At 64.6% G+C, this 16,145-nt stretch carries 13 protein-coding genes; 10 read left to right on the top strand and 3 right to left on the bottom strand.

From position 1 onward, the window contains the following. Positions 1-73: 73 nt before the first annotated feature. Both ACFVSI_RS08480 and ACFVSI_RS08475 read right to left on the bottom strand, forming a co-directional pair. The gene (locus tag ACFVSI_RS08480) at positions 74-1,261 is read right to left on the bottom strand and encodes a type II toxin-antitoxin system HipA family toxin (RefSeq protein ID WP_387821899.1); all 1,188 of its coding nucleotides are present in this window, start codon (positions 1,259-1,261) and stop codon (positions 74-76) included. Further along, positions 1,254-1,457, bottom strand: coding sequence for a helix-turn-helix transcriptional regulator (locus tag ACFVSI_RS08475; RefSeq protein WP_387821896.1), 204 nt, complete (start codon positions 1,455-1,457; stop codon positions 1,254-1,256). Before ACFVSI_RS08475 ends, ACFVSI_RS08480 begins: the two co-directional genes overlap by 8 nt. Before the next feature lie 244 nt (positions 1,458-1,701). Between ACFVSI_RS08475 and ACFVSI_RS08470 the strand changes: the two genes are divergently transcribed. The 8 genes from ACFVSI_RS08470 to ACFVSI_RS08435 all read left to right on the top strand — a co-directional run bounded on the left by ACFVSI_RS08470 (position 1,702) and on the right by ACFVSI_RS08435 (position 11,974). Continuing rightward, positions 1,702-2,277 (top strand): SRPBCC family protein, encoded by a 576-nt coding sequence (locus tag ACFVSI_RS08470; protein ID WP_387821894.1) that lies wholly within the window; start codon positions 1,702-1,704, stop codon positions 2,275-2,277. A 2-nt stretch (positions 2,278-2,279) separates the two neighbouring features. Then, the gene (locus ACFVSI_RS08465; RefSeq protein ID WP_387821892.1) at positions 2,280-2,687 is read left to right on the top strand and encodes a hypothetical protein; all 408 of its coding nucleotides are present in this window, start codon (positions 2,280-2,282) and stop codon (positions 2,685-2,687) included. Then, positions 2,684-3,856 (top strand): cation:proton antiporter, encoded by a 1,173-nt coding sequence (locus tag ACFVSI_RS08460; protein ID WP_387821890.1) that lies wholly within the window; start codon positions 2,684-2,686, stop codon positions 3,854-3,856. The genes ACFVSI_RS08465 and ACFVSI_RS08460 overlap by 4 nt, the downstream gene beginning before the upstream one ends. A 49-nt stretch (positions 3,857-3,905) precedes the next feature. After that, entirely contained in the window at positions 3,906-4,526 is a 621-nt protein-coding gene (locus tag ACFVSI_RS08455) for a hypothetical protein (RefSeq protein WP_387821888.1), read from the top strand. 107 nt (positions 4,527-4,633) lie between these two features. Then, the gene (locus tag ACFVSI_RS08450; protein WP_387821885.1) at positions 4,634-5,371 is read left to right on the top strand and encodes a YcnI family protein; all 738 of its coding nucleotides are present in this window, start codon (positions 4,634-4,636) and stop codon (positions 5,369-5,371) included. Between the two features lie 102 nt (positions 5,372-5,473). Then, entirely contained in the window at positions 5,474-6,121 is a 648-nt protein-coding gene (locus ACFVSI_RS08445; protein WP_387822110.1) for a DUF4232 domain-containing protein, read from the top strand. A 56-nt stretch (positions 6,122-6,177) separates the two neighbouring features. Further along, positions 6,178-11,151 (top strand): DEAD/DEAH box helicase, encoded by a 4,974-nt coding sequence (locus ACFVSI_RS08440; RefSeq protein WP_387821883.1) that lies wholly within the window; start codon positions 6,178-6,180, stop codon positions 11,149-11,151. Beyond that, positions 11,144-11,974, top strand: a complete 831-nt coding sequence (locus ACFVSI_RS08435) for a DNA-formamidopyrimidine glycosylase family protein (protein ID WP_387821880.1) — start codon at positions 11,144-11,146, stop codon at positions 11,972-11,974. The genes ACFVSI_RS08440 and ACFVSI_RS08435 overlap by 8 nt, the downstream gene beginning before the upstream one ends. 224 nt (positions 11,975-12,198) lie before the next feature. Here the strand turns inward: ACFVSI_RS08435 and ACFVSI_RS08430 are convergent, their stop codons facing one another. Continuing rightward, complete coding sequence (locus ACFVSI_RS08430; protein WP_387821877.1) at positions 12,199-13,461, bottom strand: ricin-type beta-trefoil lectin domain protein; 1,263 nt, start codon at positions 13,459-13,461, stop codon at positions 12,199-12,201. 298 nt (positions 13,462-13,759) lie between these two features. On the opposite strand from ACFVSI_RS08430, the gene ACFVSI_RS08425 reads away from it, so the two are divergent. Together ACFVSI_RS08425 and ACFVSI_RS08420 are read left to right on the top strand one after the other, a co-directional pair. Then, positions 13,760-15,652, top strand: coding sequence for a glycosyltransferase family 2 protein (locus ACFVSI_RS08425; RefSeq protein WP_387821875.1), 1,893 nt, complete (start codon positions 13,760-13,762; stop codon positions 15,650-15,652). A gap of 54 nt (positions 15,653-15,706) precedes the next feature. Beyond that, positions 15,707-16,144: an STAS domain-containing protein gene (locus tag ACFVSI_RS08420; protein WP_387821873.1), complete on the top strand. Its 438-nt coding sequence runs from the start codon at positions 15,707-15,709 to the stop codon at positions 16,142-16,144. The last annotated feature ends 1 nt before the right edge of the window (position 16,145 follow it).

The following is a 16,145-nucleotide window of genomic DNA, read 5'->3' as shown; positions in this document are numbered from 1 at the left end:
GCATTCGCCATGCGGTCGCGACGACAACTGGACGCCAGTGCACATGCATCACGGGCACTGGACCGAGTCCGGGTCAAGCAGCGAGCTCGGCTCGGCGGAACCGCAGCTCGCGCAGTGTCCCGTTCAGCGGCGAACCGGTGAACGGCAGCTCCTCGAGGTTGATAGCCGAAGCTGCCGCGAGGGCTACGGCGTTGGCCGCGGCCGCTGCCCGCTGGGGCAAGCCGATGGAAGCGGCAAACTCGCGCCAGTGTTTCGCCCTCAGCCCCTTGGCTCTTCCGTTGACAGTGAGTGCCATGGTGTCATCTCCGTAGAGGAGCGTGCACGAGATGTCATAGATCGGCGCCACCGCCCACCCTCCCTTCGGACGGCCCAGAACCGAAACGTTCTTGGCGTGAAGGTCACCGTTGCCGGTAAGCCAGGCAAACACGAACTGCAGATAGAGGTTCCGCACGGCCACCGGCCTGGCCTTACACAGTCCCGCCAAGGCCATAACGACATCCTCGGAGCTGACAGCGTACTTGGATGCCGGGGGAAGATTCATGGCCTGTGCAGCGTCCTCCAGGGGCAACCGGCGGATGTCACCGCCGTCGTTCTGGATGCGGTCGAACCGCTCCACGAGCAGTCCGTGCAGACCCAGCCGGTCGCGGACCATGCTGTGGGCCGCGACGGGAATCTTCAGGGCCTTGGCCCCAGCCAGGTGCGCCGCGTCATTGACCACAAGATGCCGGTGCAGCGGCGGGTCCAGCTTGAGCAGATACCGGCGGCCTGCCAGTGCGAGCGGAGTGGTGAGCATTGAGGCGCTGGCCTTGCTCTGTACACCCGGCAGTCCGTGCAGGTCCACGGCCTCGGCCAAGGCGGCAAAGTCGAGGTCTTCAGGCCTGGCCACGTCGGCCAGGGGTTCGGGCTCCAGCGGCGGCTTCCCAGCCGGGACGACCTGGACGTCGCCAGGAACATCGGCGCCGACGTCCAACAGAAGGCTGAGCTCGTCCGCCAGGCTCGTCTTGACGGCATCCTTGAGGACGGTCAGGCGGTGGCCTTCGGGCAAGAGACCGGCGAAAAAGGCCGGCAGCGCACCGTTCGGGGTTTCGACCGGACCAGGCGCGAAAGGCAGCGTACTCGCGACGGGACTGGCTGTGTAGTCCGGGACGTAGCCGAAGACCACACTGCCGCGCTGCGTGCGTTCCAAGTGGCCGGCCAGTACCCCCGATTTGTAGACATCCGCCTTTCGGACGAACTTCAGCTGGGCCAGATCCTCAGCCATCAATGGTCCCCAGTCGCAGGCCCACAGCATTGGCCGCCGCGACAACCGTCTGCAGCGATGGATTACCCGTTCCCGTTTCAATGGCGTGGACAGTACGCGCTGACGTGCCGATCAGATCCGCAAGAGTGCCCTGCGTGATACCTGCGACCTTCCGGGCATTCCTGATGCTCACACCAATCGCCTTGACGTCATCCATCTAGTGACCGTTTCTGAAATATGTTGCTGATTTGGCTTGCACGAACTCTTACGATGCCCGATATCGAGAGATTACGCAACATATTTTCGAAACGCTGCTGTTGCTGACCTCGCCGCCGCTCCCTGGACGAAATCGGCAACATACTTCCGCTTTCAACCTCGTAGTGGCACCCGCCGTAGCGCGGTACATTATTCACGGATGCCGCAATGACACCCTCGGAACGGCAAGAACGTCGGAGGCAACAATGGCCCGGTCAACCAGCAAGACAGGCAAAAGTACCGACTACGAATTCGTCACTGTCTGGCGCGTGGCGGGGACGCGTGAGGAAGTAGTGGACGTCCTTGGAGATGCCGGGACACTGAAGCAGTGGTGGCCATCGGTCTACCTGAGCGTTACGAGAGTGACCCCGGGCGGCCCCGACGGAGTGGGCGCTTCCTTCGACCTCCACACCAAAGGCTGGCTCCCCTACACCTTGCGTTGGCGGCTCACTGTCACGGAACCGGTGACCCTGGATGGCTTCGCACTCACAGCCGTTGGCGACCTCAACGGCACGGGGCGCTGGACCTTCGCAACGGATGGCCCCGAAACAGTCATCACCTACGACTGGCGGGTCAGCACAGCCAAACCCCTCCTTCGCAGACTGAGTTGGCTCCTCAAACCTGCATTCTCGGCGAACCACCACTGGGCCATGGCCCGAGGTGAGGAAAGCCTGAAACTTGAGCTCCGCCGTCGTAGGTCCACCACAGATCGGGGCAGCGTTCCGGCCCCACCGGGTCCCACCTTCACCTCGCGGCGCAAACAAACGCAGGAAGGACGTTGACGATGCCCGAGGCTCCCAGGAACAGCGTCCTCTGGCTGCCCGAACCCGAGGAACAGGACTACCCGGCCGCGGCGGACTACCTGTCCTTCCTGGGGTCTGACCATGTGGTGAACCAACTGGTGGATGCCCTGCGGAACGAGAGGATCGTGCATAGGAAAGCCAAAGATATTCTCCGCGCTTCCCGGCTGACCCTGCTGCCGGAGGACAACGCCCACGTGGCATCGGACCGGCGCAAGATCCGCAGCGGCAAAAGGCTTTCACCTGTGCTCATGGTGCGCGGGGACCTGTCCCGTGGCATCCCGGCCCAGATTGTCGATGGGTACCACCGCGTCTGTGCCAGCTACTACACGGACGAGAACACTGACATCCCGCTCAAATTGGCGGACCTCCCGCCCGAGCAAAACAGGTGACATTCCTTCAGCTCTCCCTGATTTCCGCAGTGGCCCTCCTGGGGCCACTATTGGCGTTGCCCCGGAAATGGCATCTGCCGGTAGTCCTTGGCCAACTGCTGGCGGGAATCCTCATCGGACGCACAGGACTGAAACTGGTGGATCCAGGGGATCCAACCTTCACGTTGCTGGCTGATGTCGGCTTTGCCTTGATCATGTTCGTCGCCGGGACCCACGTCCCCGTCCGTGACAAGGCGATCCGGGCGGCCCTGGGTGGTGGTGCGGCGAGAGCTGGAGCAGCAGCTGCGTTGGCGGTGGCAACAGGCATAGGTATCGCTGCCATTTTCGGGACTGGCCATGCACCGTTGTACATTGTGCTGCTGGCGTCGTCTTCCGCGGCCTTGGTGCTGCCGATCGTGGACTCCCTGAGGCTCGGCGGTCCCAAGGTTCTGACAATGATTGCGCAGGTGGCCATCGCTGATATCGCGTGCATCGTTGCGCTGCCTCTGGCCGTCGATCCGCCCAACGCGGGACGTGCAGCCCTGGGTGCGGTCGCGGTCGCGGCGTGCGCGCTGATCCTGTTCTTCGTCCTTCGCGCCTTGGAGCGCAGGGGTACCCGTGACCGGTTGCATAACGTTTCGGAAGACCGGAAGTTTGCGCTCGAGCTCCGGATCCAACTGGCCTTGTTGTTTGCCCTGGCGGGACTGGCCGTTCTTGGCCACGTCTCCGTGATGCTGGCAGGATTCTCCTTCGGCCTGGCCGTGGCGGCAGTAGGCGAACCGAGGCGGCTTGCCCACCAGCTTTTCGCCGTCAGCGACGGCTTCCTGGGCCCCGTCTTCTTCGTTTGGCTTGGGGCATCCCTGAACGTGAACGACCTCGCCGCTGATCCACGGATGATCCTGCTGGGCCTGAGCCTCGGCGTCGGCACACTGGTGGTCCACTCTGCAATGCGCGTCCTGGGTCAGCCCTTGCCCTTGGCCGTCCTCTCGGCATCGCAGCTGGGAGTCCCCGTGGCGGCGACCACCATCGGATCCCAACTGCACCTGCTGCAGCCCGGCGAAGGCGCGGCCATGATCCTCGGTGCGTTGATCACCATTGCAGCCAGTGCCGTGGCAGGGTCCCGGGCCGTTTCTGCGCAGGAAGCCGTAACCAACCCATCCGGGGCCGGACCGGCGCCGAACTCCCGATAGAATCAAGAGGCCGCAAGACAGGCCAACGCGATAAGAAAAGGGAGGACCCGTGCGCACTTCACAGCTCCGGGCACCCTTCCATGCGTTGCGGTCCGGCGCGATCGCGTTGGTGATTGTGGCTTTGGCGGCCGGTGCGCACGTTGTTGGCGGCGGCTTGCTGCCCATGGCCCCGGTCCTGTTGGCGCTGCTCGCCCTCACGGCGTTGGCCACCACGTTGGCAACCCGGTTCAAACTGAACGTCGTCACCATGGCAGCGCTCCTGGGCGCAGGGCAGCTCGCACTCCACGAGGCCTTCACCGCGCTCGGGCCCGTAGCCGCCGGCACAACCGGAGCGGCGCACCACCTCGGCAACGAGCAACTGACCCCGGCCCTGCACACAGTCACGGAACACACCCACGAGGTTGGCACCACAGTGGGCGTCCTGATGCTGATCGCCCACATCGCGGCCACGGTTGGGTCGTCTATCGTCCTGGCCAAGGGCGAGGACGCTTTGTGGCAGCTCGCCGCGTGGCTGCGCCCGCTTGTCGTCCTGCCCACACTGCTCTTCAGGCCCGACGCCGGCGCCTCACCTGTCGCAGTTGGCGCACCTGACGTTTTCATCCCCCGCCCCTGGCGGAACCTAAGGCAAGACAGCCGCCGCGGCCCGCCCGCCGTCGTCGTACTTCCCTAGTTCCGCCCGGCACCAAAGCCGCAAAGCAGGCACAAGCCTTTGCCTGGTGACGGGCTTTAAACCCGTACCCCGCGCCGCCTCAGTAGGCGCACCCGAAAGGCAATCCCATGAAGAAGTCCTCGCTCCGCCGTACCCTCTCAGCCACCGCCGTCGCCGGTGGTACTGCAGCCCTGATGATGGCCGGAATCGCCGGCGCTTCGGCCCACGTCTCGGTGGATCCGAACAAGACGGCTGCCAACTCCTACGCGTTGTTGACGTTCAGTGTTCCCCACGGCTGCGGCACGTCGGGCACCACCAAAGTGGCCATCAACCTTCCCGAGGAACTGACGGATGCCACCCCCACGGTGAACCCGAACTGGACCGTGGAGAAGGTGACCGAAAACCTGGCTGAGCCCAAGAAGCTGGAGGACGGCACGTCCATCACCAAGCGGACCAGCCAGATCGTCTACACGGCAAAGGCCCCGCTGGATCCCCACATGCGCGATGCACTGGTCCTGTCGGTGAAACTGCCGGACGCAGCCGGAAAGACCATCTACTTCCCCACGTACCAGACCTGCGAAACGGGCAAGACGGATTGGATCGAGATCCCCAAAGACGGCCAGAGCGAGGACGATTTGAAGTCGCCGGCACCGGCCATCTCCATCACTCCGGCAGCAGCGTCGGGTGACCACCACGCGGCATCCACCGAGTCCACGGAGCAGGCAGCAGCCGTAACCGACGACGGTTCGCAGGCCCGGAGCTGGGCCGGCCTGATCGCCGGTATCGCGGGGCTCGGCCTTGGTGGCGCGGCCTTCTTCCGCAGCCGCTCCGCAAAACCCGCAGCCGTGAAGGCAGATACGAAGTAACACCGCAGGTGGCGCCCGGAAAGATCACGATCCGGGCGCCAATCCGCGCTGTAACCCGTGGCTGAATTGACTCGGGCCACCGCCGGGGCAAGGCTGGTGCCCATGTGGACTCAGCGCATCAAAACCGGTCTTGTGACGACGACGGCGGCCGCCTCGCTGCTGCTCCTGGCGGCTTGCGGACCAAGCCCCAGCCCTGCGGACTCGAGCAGTGCTCCGCCTACTTCCTCCACTCCTTCGCCATCTTCAACGTCGGCCTCTCCCACTCCGTCGGCCACGACCACACCCTCGCAGCCACCCACCACGACACCCACGTCTGCCCCTCCGGCAGCAGTCGGACAGTGCAAGGCCGACTCCTTGACCGCGACCACCGATTCCACCGGCGGCGGCGCGGCCGGAAGTGTCTACGAGAAGCTGATCCTGAAAAACTCCGGAACGGCCCCCTGCATCATCGAGGGTTTCGCGGGAGTTTCCCTGACGGCTGACGCGAACGGCGACCCAATCGGCGAACCTGCAGCGCGCGAGTCCACAACCCCGGTCACCAAGATTGAGTTGGCTCCGGGCAAGGCCGCCTGGGCTGAAATCCGCTACACGCAGGCAGGCAACTACGGCGATTGCACCAAGGTCTCCGCAGCTGGCTTCCGCATCTATCCGCCCAACGACACGGCTTCACTGTTCGTCGCCGAGCCCCACGACGCCTGCAGCAACGCCGGCATCAAGCTGCTGACCGTCACCGCTTTCCAGGCTGTTTGATCCCGTCCCCCACGGTTCCGGCTTATTCTGTCGGAGCCGTGGGGCATGATGGATGAATGCAGGAGCCGCAGGCGCCCAATGGCGCCATCAGCCGTTTCAGCCAGGCAACCAGGGAATGGTTCCTCGGCGCTTTTTCCGAGCCCACACCTGCCCAGGATGGTGCCTGGAACGCGATCTCCTCGGGTTCGCACGCGCTGGTCGTGGCGCCAACAGGCTCCGGTAAAACACTCGCGGCATTCCTGTGGGCCCTGGACAGGCTGCACTCCACTCCAGCTGACACGCTCCCTGGTCTTGAGTCTGTGCCTGCCAACGGCAAAGGCCGGGCCAAACGACCCAAAACCAAAACCCGTGTCCTGTATATCTCGCCCCTCAAAGCGTTGGGTGTCGACGTTGAACGGAACCTTCGTTCGCCGCTGATCGGCATCACGCAAACGGCAAAGCGTTTGGGACTGCCTGCGCCGCTGGTGACGGTCGGTGTCCGTTCAGGAGATACGACGGCGGCAGACCGCCGAACGCTGCTGACCAACCCTCCGGATATCCTCATCACCACTCCGGAATCCCTTTTCCTGATGCTGACCTCCCGTGCCCGGGAAACGCTCAGCGAGGTGGACACCATCATCATTGACGAGGTGCACGCCGTTGCTGGCACAAAACGTGGCGCCCACCTGGCGGTTTCGCTGGAACGCCTGGACGCTTTGCTGCCGAAACCTGCCCAACGGATCGGACTTTCGGCCACGGTCCAGCCCCGGGAGTTGGTGGCTCAGTTCCTGGCCGGCCAAGCTCCCGTGGAGATCGTCGCGCCCCCGTCCAAAAAGAATTGGAACCTCACGGTCACTGTGCCTGTGGAGGACATGTCGGACCTTCAGGGTGCGGCCGGCGCGTTCGACTCCGGCCCGGCGTCCGGGCTCCAGCCACAAGCGTCCATCTGGCCGCATGTGGAGGAACAGATCGTGGATCTGGTCCTGTCCAAGCAATCCACCATCGTCTTTGCCAACTCCCGCCGGCTCTCCGAGCGCCTGACGGCCCGGCTCAACGAAATCTACGCAGAACGCCAGCTGATGGCCGTGGGCGGCAGCGAATGGGGGGCCTCTGAGGCGAACCCTGCTGTTCCTGCTTCCACGGCAACCCCGGCACACATGATGGCGCAGGCCGGCAGCACCACCGGAGCCGATCCGGTCCTTGCCCGCGCGCACCACGGCTCTGTCTCCAAAGACCAGCGGGCCATGATCGAGGACGACCTCAAGTCCGGCCGCTTGCGTTGCGTCGTAGCCACCTCATCCCTGGAACTCGGCATCGACATGGGCGCCGTTGACCTTGTGATCCAAGTGGAATCCCCGCCCTCGGTGGCCAGCGGCCTGCAGCGCGTGGGACGTGCCGGACACCAGGTGGGCGAGATCTCCGAAGGCGTGCTGTTCCCCAAGCACCGTGCTGACCTCCTGCACACCAGCGTCACCGTGGAACGCATGCTCAGCGGCCAGATCGAGCGGTTGAGCATTCCGGCTAACCCCTTGGACATTCTGGCCCAGCAAACGGTCGCCGCAACGGCCCTGGGCAGCATCGACGTCGAAGAATGGTTCACCACCGTGCGTCGCTCCGCTCCCTTCGCGAGCCTTCCACGCTCCGCGTTTGAGGCCACGTTGGACCTGTTGGCCGGACGCTACCCCTCCGACGAGTTCGCTGAACTGCGTCCACGGATCATCTGGGACAGGCAAGCCGGAACAATTGAGGGACGGCCCGGCGCCCAACGCCTTGCGGTGACCTCCGGCGGCACCATCCCGGACCGTGGCCTGTTTGGCGTGTACATCATCGGCACGGAAGTTGAGGGCTCGTCCTCTCCAGCCGGCGGGGACGGCAGTGAACCCACGGCGTCTGCCCGCGCGGCGAAGGGCGGCCGCCGCGTTGGCGAGCTTGACGAAGAAATGGTGTACGAATCCCGGGTGGGCGATGTGTTCGCCCTTGGCGCCACCAGCTGGAAGATCGAGGACATCACCCATGATCGCGTTCTGGTCTCCCCCGCTTTCGGCCAGCCGGGCAAGCTCCCCTTCTGGAAGGGGGATTCCCTGGGCCGTCCCGTCGACCTCGGTAAGGCCTTGGGCGCGTTCATCCGGGAACTGTCAGCGGCAGATGAGGCACCGGCCATGGAACGCTGCCAAGCCAGCGGCCTGGACGCTTTCGCAGCCAGCAACCTCCTGCAATACCTCAGGGAACAAAAAGAAGCCACGGAGATCGTCCCGAGCGACCGGACCCTGGTAGTCGAGCGTTTCCACGATGAACTCGGCGATTGGCGAGTGGTCCTCCACAGTCCCTTCGGCATGCCTGTCCACGCACCGTGGGCACTCGCCGTCGGACAACGCCTGCAGCAGCGCTACGGCCTGGACGGTTCCGCCATGGCAGCTGACGACGGAATTGTGCTGCGCGTGCCCATGATGGAGGACGAGCCGCCGGGAGCCGAGCTGTTCCTCTTTGACCCGGAAGAACTCGAGCAGATTGTCACGGCCGAGGTTGGCGGCAGCGCGCTGTTCGCTTCGAGGTTCCGTGAATGCGCTGCCAGGGCCCTGCTCCTCCCCCGCCAGAATCCCGCGAAACGGCAGCCCTTGTGGCAGCAACGCCAGCGGTCAGCACAGTTGCTGGACGTCGCCAAGAAGTACCCCTCGTTCCCCATCGTGCTTGAAGCTGTGCGTGAATGCTTGCAGGATGTGTACGATCTTCCTGCCCTGAAAGACATTGCGTCGTCCGTGGAACGCCGGGAACTTCGCATCGTCGAAACCACCACACAGCAACCCTCCCCCTTCGCAAAGTCACTGCTTTTTGGGTACGTAGCCCAGTTCCTATACGAGGGCGACTCCCCGCTTGCCGAACGCCGGGCTGCAGCCTTGGCCCTGGACTCCACCTTGCTCAACGAACTCCTGGGCCGTGTGGAACTCCGGGAACTACTTGACGCCGCAGTCATCGACTCCACCGAAATGGAACTGCAACGGCTCGCCCCGGGCCGCCGCGTCCGTGGGATGGAAGGCGTCGCTGATCTCCTTCGTCTGCTCGGACCGCTCAGTGTTGAGGAAGTAGCGGAACGGCTCCAAGGGACGGAGCAAGCGGAGGCTTCCCCCGGGCTGGCAGCGTTGGATCAGCCGTTCGACCCCGAATCACCGGATGAGATCGAGGAAACCCCTTCGATCGCGCCACACGGCACTGCCGCTGAAGCTACGGCCCACCTCGCGGCCCTCCACAAAGCCAACCGCGCGCTCAAGGTGACCATCGGCGGCGTCGAACGGTACGCGGCAGTGGAAGACGCCGCCCGGCTCCGCGACGCTATTGGCGTTCCGCTGCCCATGGGCGTTCCCCTGGCCTTTATCGAGCCGGTGAACGATCCCTTGGGGGATCTCGTTTCCCGCTATGCGCGTACCCACGGACCGTTCACGGCAGTGGAGGCCGCAGCGAGGCTGGGACTGGGCGTCGCCGTCGTCAATACGGCATTGAAGCGGCTGGCCGGAGATGGCCGGGTGGTCGAAGGCGAGTTCCGCCCCCATGCGGTCGCCGAGCAGCCCACCGAGGGTGTGGAGCCGGAACTCATGAGCCTGGACGCTCCGCCGTCCAGCGAGTGGTGCGATGCCGAAGTGCTCAGGAAGCTCCGGCGTCGCTCACTTGCCGCGCTGCGGGCCGAGGTCGAGCCGGTAGACACCGCGGCCTATGGCCGGTTCCTCCCCGCCTGGCAGAACGTCACCGCGCCGGGCAAGTCCAGAAGCCAGGCGTTGCGCGGTCTCGATGGCATCATCACAGCAGTGGACCAACTCTCCGGAGTACCCATTCCGGCGTCAGCCTGGGAGCCGTTGGTGCTGGCAAGCCGGGTGGCCGACTACAAGCCAGCAATGCTCGATGAACTCATGGCCGCTGGCGAGCTCCTCTGGTCCGGTGCCGGATCTCTACCCGGCAACGATGGCTGGATCAGCCTCCACGTGGCCGACTCCGCCGAGCTGACCCTCAACCCGGACCCCGAGTTCGAACCCGGGGATGCCCAACAGCGGCTCCTTGAACACTTCAGCGCCGGGGGTGGCTACTTCTTCCGGCAGCTCACCGAGGTGGCAGGGGGCATGGATGCCGTGCTCAGTGACGATGCCGTCGTCACCGCGCTGTGGGATCTTGTGTGGGCGGGGCGGGTCACAGGAGATACCTTCGCTCCCGTGCGGGCCATGATCTCCGGCGGCAAGACAGCCCACCGGCAGGTCGCCAAGGCTCCACGGGCAAGGGCTCCGCGTATGAGCAGGCTCGGCCGCTCGCACGGAACCGGGTTGCTTGGCTCACCGGGCCTCACCGGCGGACGCTACGGTTCGGTATCGGGTGGCATCGCGCCCGCGCCGCCGTCCGCCGTCGGCCGTTGGTCTGCCTTGCCCGCTCCGGAACTGGACCCCACCATCCACGCCCGGGGCACGGCAGAACTGTTGCTCGACAGATACGGTGTGGTGACCCGCGGATCCGTGATGGCGGAGAACATCCTTGGCGGCTTCGGCCTCATGTACAAGGTGCTGGCCCGGCTGGAGGAAGCAGGCAGGTGCCGCCGCGGCTACTTCATTGAACACCTGGGAGCGGCCCAGTTCGCCGTGCCGGCAACAGTAGACCGGCTTAGGTCTTTCACGGAGGACGCCCGCATCGCAAAGGCCGAACCTGTGGCGCTGGCACTCGCGGCTACGGATCCGGCCAACCCCTACGGTGCTGCGCTCCCTTGGCCTGCGTTGGCGGTTGACGCCGGTTCAGGCCACCGCCCCGGAAGGAAGGCGGGCGCGCTGGTAGTGATGGTCGACGGCGCCCTGGTCCTTTACGTCGAACGCGGCGGCAAGACGCTGCTCACCTTCAACCAGGACGAGGCCGTGCTGGCAGTAGCAGCACAAGCGTTGGTGGACGTGGTGCGTCGCGGCGCGGTGGACAAACTGTTCATGGAGAAAGTCAACGGCCACGACCTCCTGGAGACCCCCATCGCGGTTGCACTGGCAGCCGCTGGAGCTTACTCAACGCCGAAGGGACTACGGATCCGTGCCTGAAGGCGATTCCATCTGGCGGGCTGCCCACAGATTGCACGAGGCCTTGGCGGGCCAGGTCATCACGGCTTCCGACTTCCGCGTGCCCCGCTTCGCCACACTGAATCTCGCGGGCTGGACCATGACCGAGGTAGTTCCCAAGGGCAAGCACCTGCTCATGCGTTTGACCGGCCCCGAGGACACTGAGCCCGGGGCAAGCCGGAAACCCCGTGCACTGACCATTCACTCCCACCTCAAGATGGAGGGAAACTGGATGATCTACCCGCCGGGAGGCCGTTGGACCAAGCCCGGCCACACGGCCCGCTGCGTCCTTCGCACGTCAAGCGCTGACGCGGTGGGGTTCTCCTTGGGCATCCTGGAAGTAGTGCCCACGGCGGAGGAAGACAAGATCGTAGGACACCTCGGCCCGGACCTCCTTGGACCGGACTGGGACGAGGACGAGGCACTGCGCAGGCTGAAGGCAGAGCCGGACGTTACTGTCGGGTTCGCCCTGCTGGACCAGCGGAAACTGGCCGGCATCGGCAACATCTATCGCTGTGACTCATGCTTTTTGTCCGGAGTTCATCCTGCCCTGCCAGTGGGCCAGGTTCCGGATCTGGCCAAGATCGTCCGGGATGCCAAACGCCTCTTGGGCGAAAACCTCGGCCCGGGACGCCGGACCACGCTGGGTCCACGTGCCCTGCGCCCCGGCTATTGGGTCTACGGCCGGGAGCGTCAACCCTGCAGGCGTTGTGGAGCCATGATCCGGCGCGGCCTGCTCGCGGGCCCCGACGGCACGGAAGAACGCGATATCTACTTCTGCCCGCGCTGCCAACCGGCCCCCTAGCTGTCAGCCAACCCCTAATTACAGCGCCCGTTAACTGCAGCACACGTTCGAAACCGCGGCCCGGCCGGGAACTTGATCTCCGTCCGGCCGGGCACAGCGGTAACCGCCGCGACGGCGACGCGCGCCCGGCGCAAGGTCCCGTCGACTACTCCAGGAAGCTCCCCAGCCGCCCCAGCAATAGTCGCCGGACCCGCACTTACTGCGCGCCGCCGTCGGACGTTTTTCTACGCCATCCGCCACCATTTCTGGTTGGCGGAACCGGCGCAATCCCATAATTGCAGACGCGAACCATTCGCGGACCCCCAATCCGCCACATCCACGCATTTGTTGGACTGCGGATTAACCAAATCTCCGGCGGAGGTCAACACGAATTGTTGCGCTGCGTTTCCATTGCATGTAGCCAGCTGGATGCGGGCTCCATTGGCAGTGGAGCCCCAGGCCACATCCATGCATTTGCCCAACGATCGAACGGTTCCATTGCTGGCGAAAGTCCATTGTTCCGAGGCAGAGGCGTCGCAATCCCATAATTGCAGTTGGGAACCGTCGACGGCCTGCCGCCCGGCAACGTCGATGCATTTGCCGGCATAGCCCTGGATTCGGACAGAGGCCGGCGTGGCCGGTGACGTCGGTGCGGCCCCAAGTACGTAGACGCGGACGTAGTCCACCAGCAGCGACTGCGGAAACACCGTCCCTGCATCCGGAGCGCCCGGCCAGTAGCCGCCGACGGCGAGATTCAGCAGGAGGAAGAAATCATGGTCGAAGGCCCACACCCCGGAAACCGCGGCCGCGCTCTTTCGTGAGTAGGCAATGCCGTCGATGTACCACGTGATCGAGTCCGGTCCCCAGTCCACGGTGAAGGTGTGGAATGCGTCGGCCAGGGCCTTTCTGTTGGGAAGTGTGTAGCTGCCATTGGCCGAGTTGGCGCCGGAATAGCCCGGGCCGTGGATGCTGCCCCAGACCGTGCCGGGTTCCTTGCCGACGTTTTCCATGACGTCGATCTCGCCGCTTGTGGGCCAGCCGTCGGTGAAGACGTTGTTGCCCAGCATCCAGAACGCGGGCCACATTCCTTGTCCCTTGGGCAGCTTGAGACGGGCTTCGAAACGGCCCTGGGTCCGGCTGAACTTCCCTGCGCTTGTGAGGCGCGCGGAGGTGTATTGGCACGGTCCGTAGTGGCAGGAGTAGCCCTCGGGATTTTCCCGGCGCGCCGTGATGGCCAGGTTTCCCTTGCCATCCAACGCGGCGTTCCGCGTACTGCCGGTGTAGTACTGCAGCTCTCCGTTGCCCCAGCCCGAACCTCCCGTGTCATGAACCCATTTGCTGTTGTCCGGGGCGGTCCCCGCAGGCCCATTGAACTCATCGCTCCACACCAATGCACCGGCAGCCGGCATGCCGGCGGCAGCCAGCGCCGGAGGCTCAGGAGCGATGAGGGTCGCCACGAGGGTTAATCCGACGATGACCAGCACCAGGGGCGTGAGTCGTCGCTTCATGAACGCAACTCTGACGGCCCTTTCATACGGAGCGCAAGAGCCTGTGGGCGTGACACGCGAAACGTCACTGGAAGGAAATAATCAACGCGAAAGTACTTAGCAATCCCGTAACGGCGACGAAACGCAGGCGGGAGAAAGTGGGATAAGGAACTTCCGTTCGCAACTGAATTCCTTCCGCTGAGCATCGACGATGCATGCTCCAGGCGCGTCAGCCGTGTCCTCCCACATTTCGCCGTGAAGGCGTCCGGACACCCTGCCGCGCCTTTGCCTTTTCCCCAGCAGTTACCGGAGGCTAAATATGGGCATTCGCCAGCAAATTTTGGTCAGGATCCTTGCGGTCCTGGTGGTGTCTTTTGGATTGATCTACATCAGTTGGCGTTGGTCAGGGACCGTTGCGTGGGATGCGTGGTGGATCTCCCTGCCGCTTGTCGCCGCTGAGACGTACAGCCTGGGCGAGTCCACTCTGTACGCGGTCGCCATGTGGAACGCACGACGGCGGCCACCGCCCCCGCCTGCCCTGCCGGGCAGGACCGTGGACGTGTTCATAGCCACCTACAACGAACCCCTCGAGCTCGTCCTCAAGACCGCCATCGCGGCCCGGGACATGGAGTACCCCCACGAAACCTGGATCCTGGATGACGGGGACCGCAGCGCCTTTGCGAGCGCAGCCCGGCAGATCGGCGTCGGCTATATCACCCGGGGACCCGAGTGGGACGGCCGGCAGCGGTTCGCCAAGGCTGGCAACGTCAACAACGCCCTGTCCATGACCACGGGTGAATTCGTGGCCATCTTGGATGCGGACCAGGTCCCGGAGCCCCGGTTCCTTGACCGCGTCCTGGGCTACTTTGACGCCGAGGAAGTGGCCTTCGTACAGACCCCGCAACATTTCTGGAATGTACCGGACCGTGATCCCCTGGGCAGCCAGGCCGAGCTGTTCTATGGACCCATCCAGCAGGGCAAGGATGGGTGGGATGCCGCGTTCTTCTGCGGCTCAAATGCTGTCCTGCGCAGGGAGGCCCTCATGGCCCTGGGCCTGACGCGCTACACCCGGACCGCCACTGAACACACCTGGAGTGCATTGCGCCGGGGCCGTTCGCGTTTACAGGATCTCCTGGGTGAGCTGGGCCGTCGGCATCCGAATGCAATGCCGGTGGTTGAGCAGGCATTGGAGGCGCTCACCCGTGCCGAACAGCAGCTTCGCCGCGGTGAAGTCCTCGCCGAGATCACCTTCGAGCTCAGGGTCTCCTTCCATACGGCGGCGTTGGCTGTTCCGGATGCCATGGAGGACGTCGTGCCGGAGCTTGACGCTGTCCTCGAATCTGTGGACGTCGCCCACACAGACCAGGCATTGGCCATCCATCCGATGGATACCACCACCATTACGGAGGACATGGCCACGGCGATGCACCTTCATGCCATGGGTTGGGGCAGCGTGTACCACCACGAAGTCCTTGTCCACGGGCTGGCCCCGGAGGACGTGTCCACCATGCTCTCGCAGCGGCATCGTTGGGCAGCCGGAACCATGCAAGTGTTTTTCAACGACAACCCGCTGTTCCTGCGCGGGCTGACCCTTGCACAGCGCCTTATGTACCTGGGCACCATGACCAGCTATCTCAACGGCTTCGCGGCACTGAGCTACATCGCCGCGCCGGTGGTGTTCCTGCTCGCCGGCACCTATCCCCTGACGGCAAGTCCTGTGGTGTTCTTCTGCCTGTTCCTGCCGTTCTTTGTCTCATGCCAGCTCTTGTTCCAGGTTGCCGGCAAAGGATCACGCGGTTTGTGGCGCGGCCAGCAGTGGTCCTTTGCCCTGTTTCCCACCTGGATTGCTGCCACCTGCTCGGGTGCTGCGGCTGTCTTCCTGGGCAAGCATCTGACGTTCTCTGTCACGGCCAAGAGCAAGCAGGCGGCGGGCCACGGCTTCCGCCACGTCCGGCTCCAACTGGTGGCGATGGCCATCCTCATTATTTCCTCCGGGGTGGGCATAGCCCGTGCAGCTACTGGTGCGGCGCCGCTTTATCCCACGCTCATCACCCTCGCCTGGGTGGCATTGGACCTTGCCCTGCTCAGCGTGGTCATCGGGGCCGCCCGGTACCGCGGACCAGGAGAGGAAGAAGTAGATCCGATGCCCGTGCCCGACGAACTCGCCAGCCTCCTTGGCACAGATTCGCTCGCCCCGCCTGCCAGGCGCTGACCAGACATACCCACAAATAAACGCCGTTCCATCCCCCAGCAAGGAGCGACCATCATGTCCACGCTTTCCCATGTCTCACACGCCACGCCCACGTCACTAAAATCATTCGACCTGATCCTCGATGGCGCCTTGGACGCAGCAACGGTCCTCGCCATCCGGCACGACTCCGCCAACGCCGCAACCGACGGGCCCATCCTGGTCCTGTTGGACGTGACCGCAGTGACGGCGGTTGGCGCTTCCGGCGTCGTCGGGCTTTTGGAGGTGTTGCACCTCCTGCGCGCCCGCGGCGGCGATTTGCGCCTCTTCGGCAGCTCCGCGGCACTGGAAGACACCCGGCTCCAGGCCCATCTTGGGCAGGTCGCCCGCATCTACGAAAGCCGGGAAGAAGCCGTCGACGGCGGCTGCACACCAGTGCGGGCACGTCACCTGACGCCCCGGTTCGGTGTGCGCAACCTCTTCATGCGTCGGCATCGCACCTTTGGTTGGGGCTGAC

The organism is Paenarthrobacter sp. NPDC057981, assembly GCF_042886835.1.
Classification (GTDB): domain Bacteria; phylum Actinomycetota; class Actinomycetes; order Actinomycetales; family Micrococcaceae; genus Arthrobacter.
This window is presented reverse-complemented; position numbering and strand designations above follow the sequence as displayed.

Coding starts and splice junctions, on each gene's coding strand:
- ACFVSI_RS08440 (WP_387821883.1), top strand. CDS start 6,178: ATGCAGGAGCCGCAGGCGCCCAATGGCGCCATCAGCCGTTTCAGCCAG.
- ACFVSI_RS08450 (WP_387821885.1), top strand. CDS start 4,634: ATGAAGAAGTCCTCGCTCCGCCGTACCCTCTCAGCCACCGCCGTCGCC.
- ACFVSI_RS08470 (WP_387821894.1), top strand. CDS start 1,702: ATGGCCCGGTCAACCAGCAAGACAGGCAAAAGTACCGACTACGAATTC.
- ACFVSI_RS08425 (WP_387821875.1), top strand. CDS start 13,760: ATGGGCATTCGCCAGCAAATTTTGGTCAGGATCCTTGCGGTCCTGGTG.
- ACFVSI_RS08445 (WP_387822110.1), top strand. CDS start 5,474: ATGTGGACTCAGCGCATCAAAACCGGTCTTGTGACGACGACGGCGGCC.
- ACFVSI_RS08420 (WP_387821873.1), top strand. CDS start 15,707: ATGTCCACGCTTTCCCATGTCTCACACGCCACGCCCACGTCACTAAAA.
- ACFVSI_RS08430 (WP_387821877.1), bottom strand. CDS start 13,461: ATGAAGCGACGACTCACGCCCCTGGTGCTGGTCATCGTCGGATTAACC.
- ACFVSI_RS08465 (WP_387821892.1), top strand. CDS start 2,280: ATGCCCGAGGCTCCCAGGAACAGCGTCCTCTGGCTGCCCGAACCCGAG.
- ACFVSI_RS08475 (WP_387821896.1), bottom strand. CDS start 1,457: ATGGATGACGTCAAGGCGATTGGTGTGAGCATCAGGAATGCCCGGAAG.
- ACFVSI_RS08480 (WP_387821899.1), bottom strand. CDS start 1,261: ATGGCTGAGGATCTGGCCCAGCTGAAGTTCGTCCGAAAGGCGGATGTC.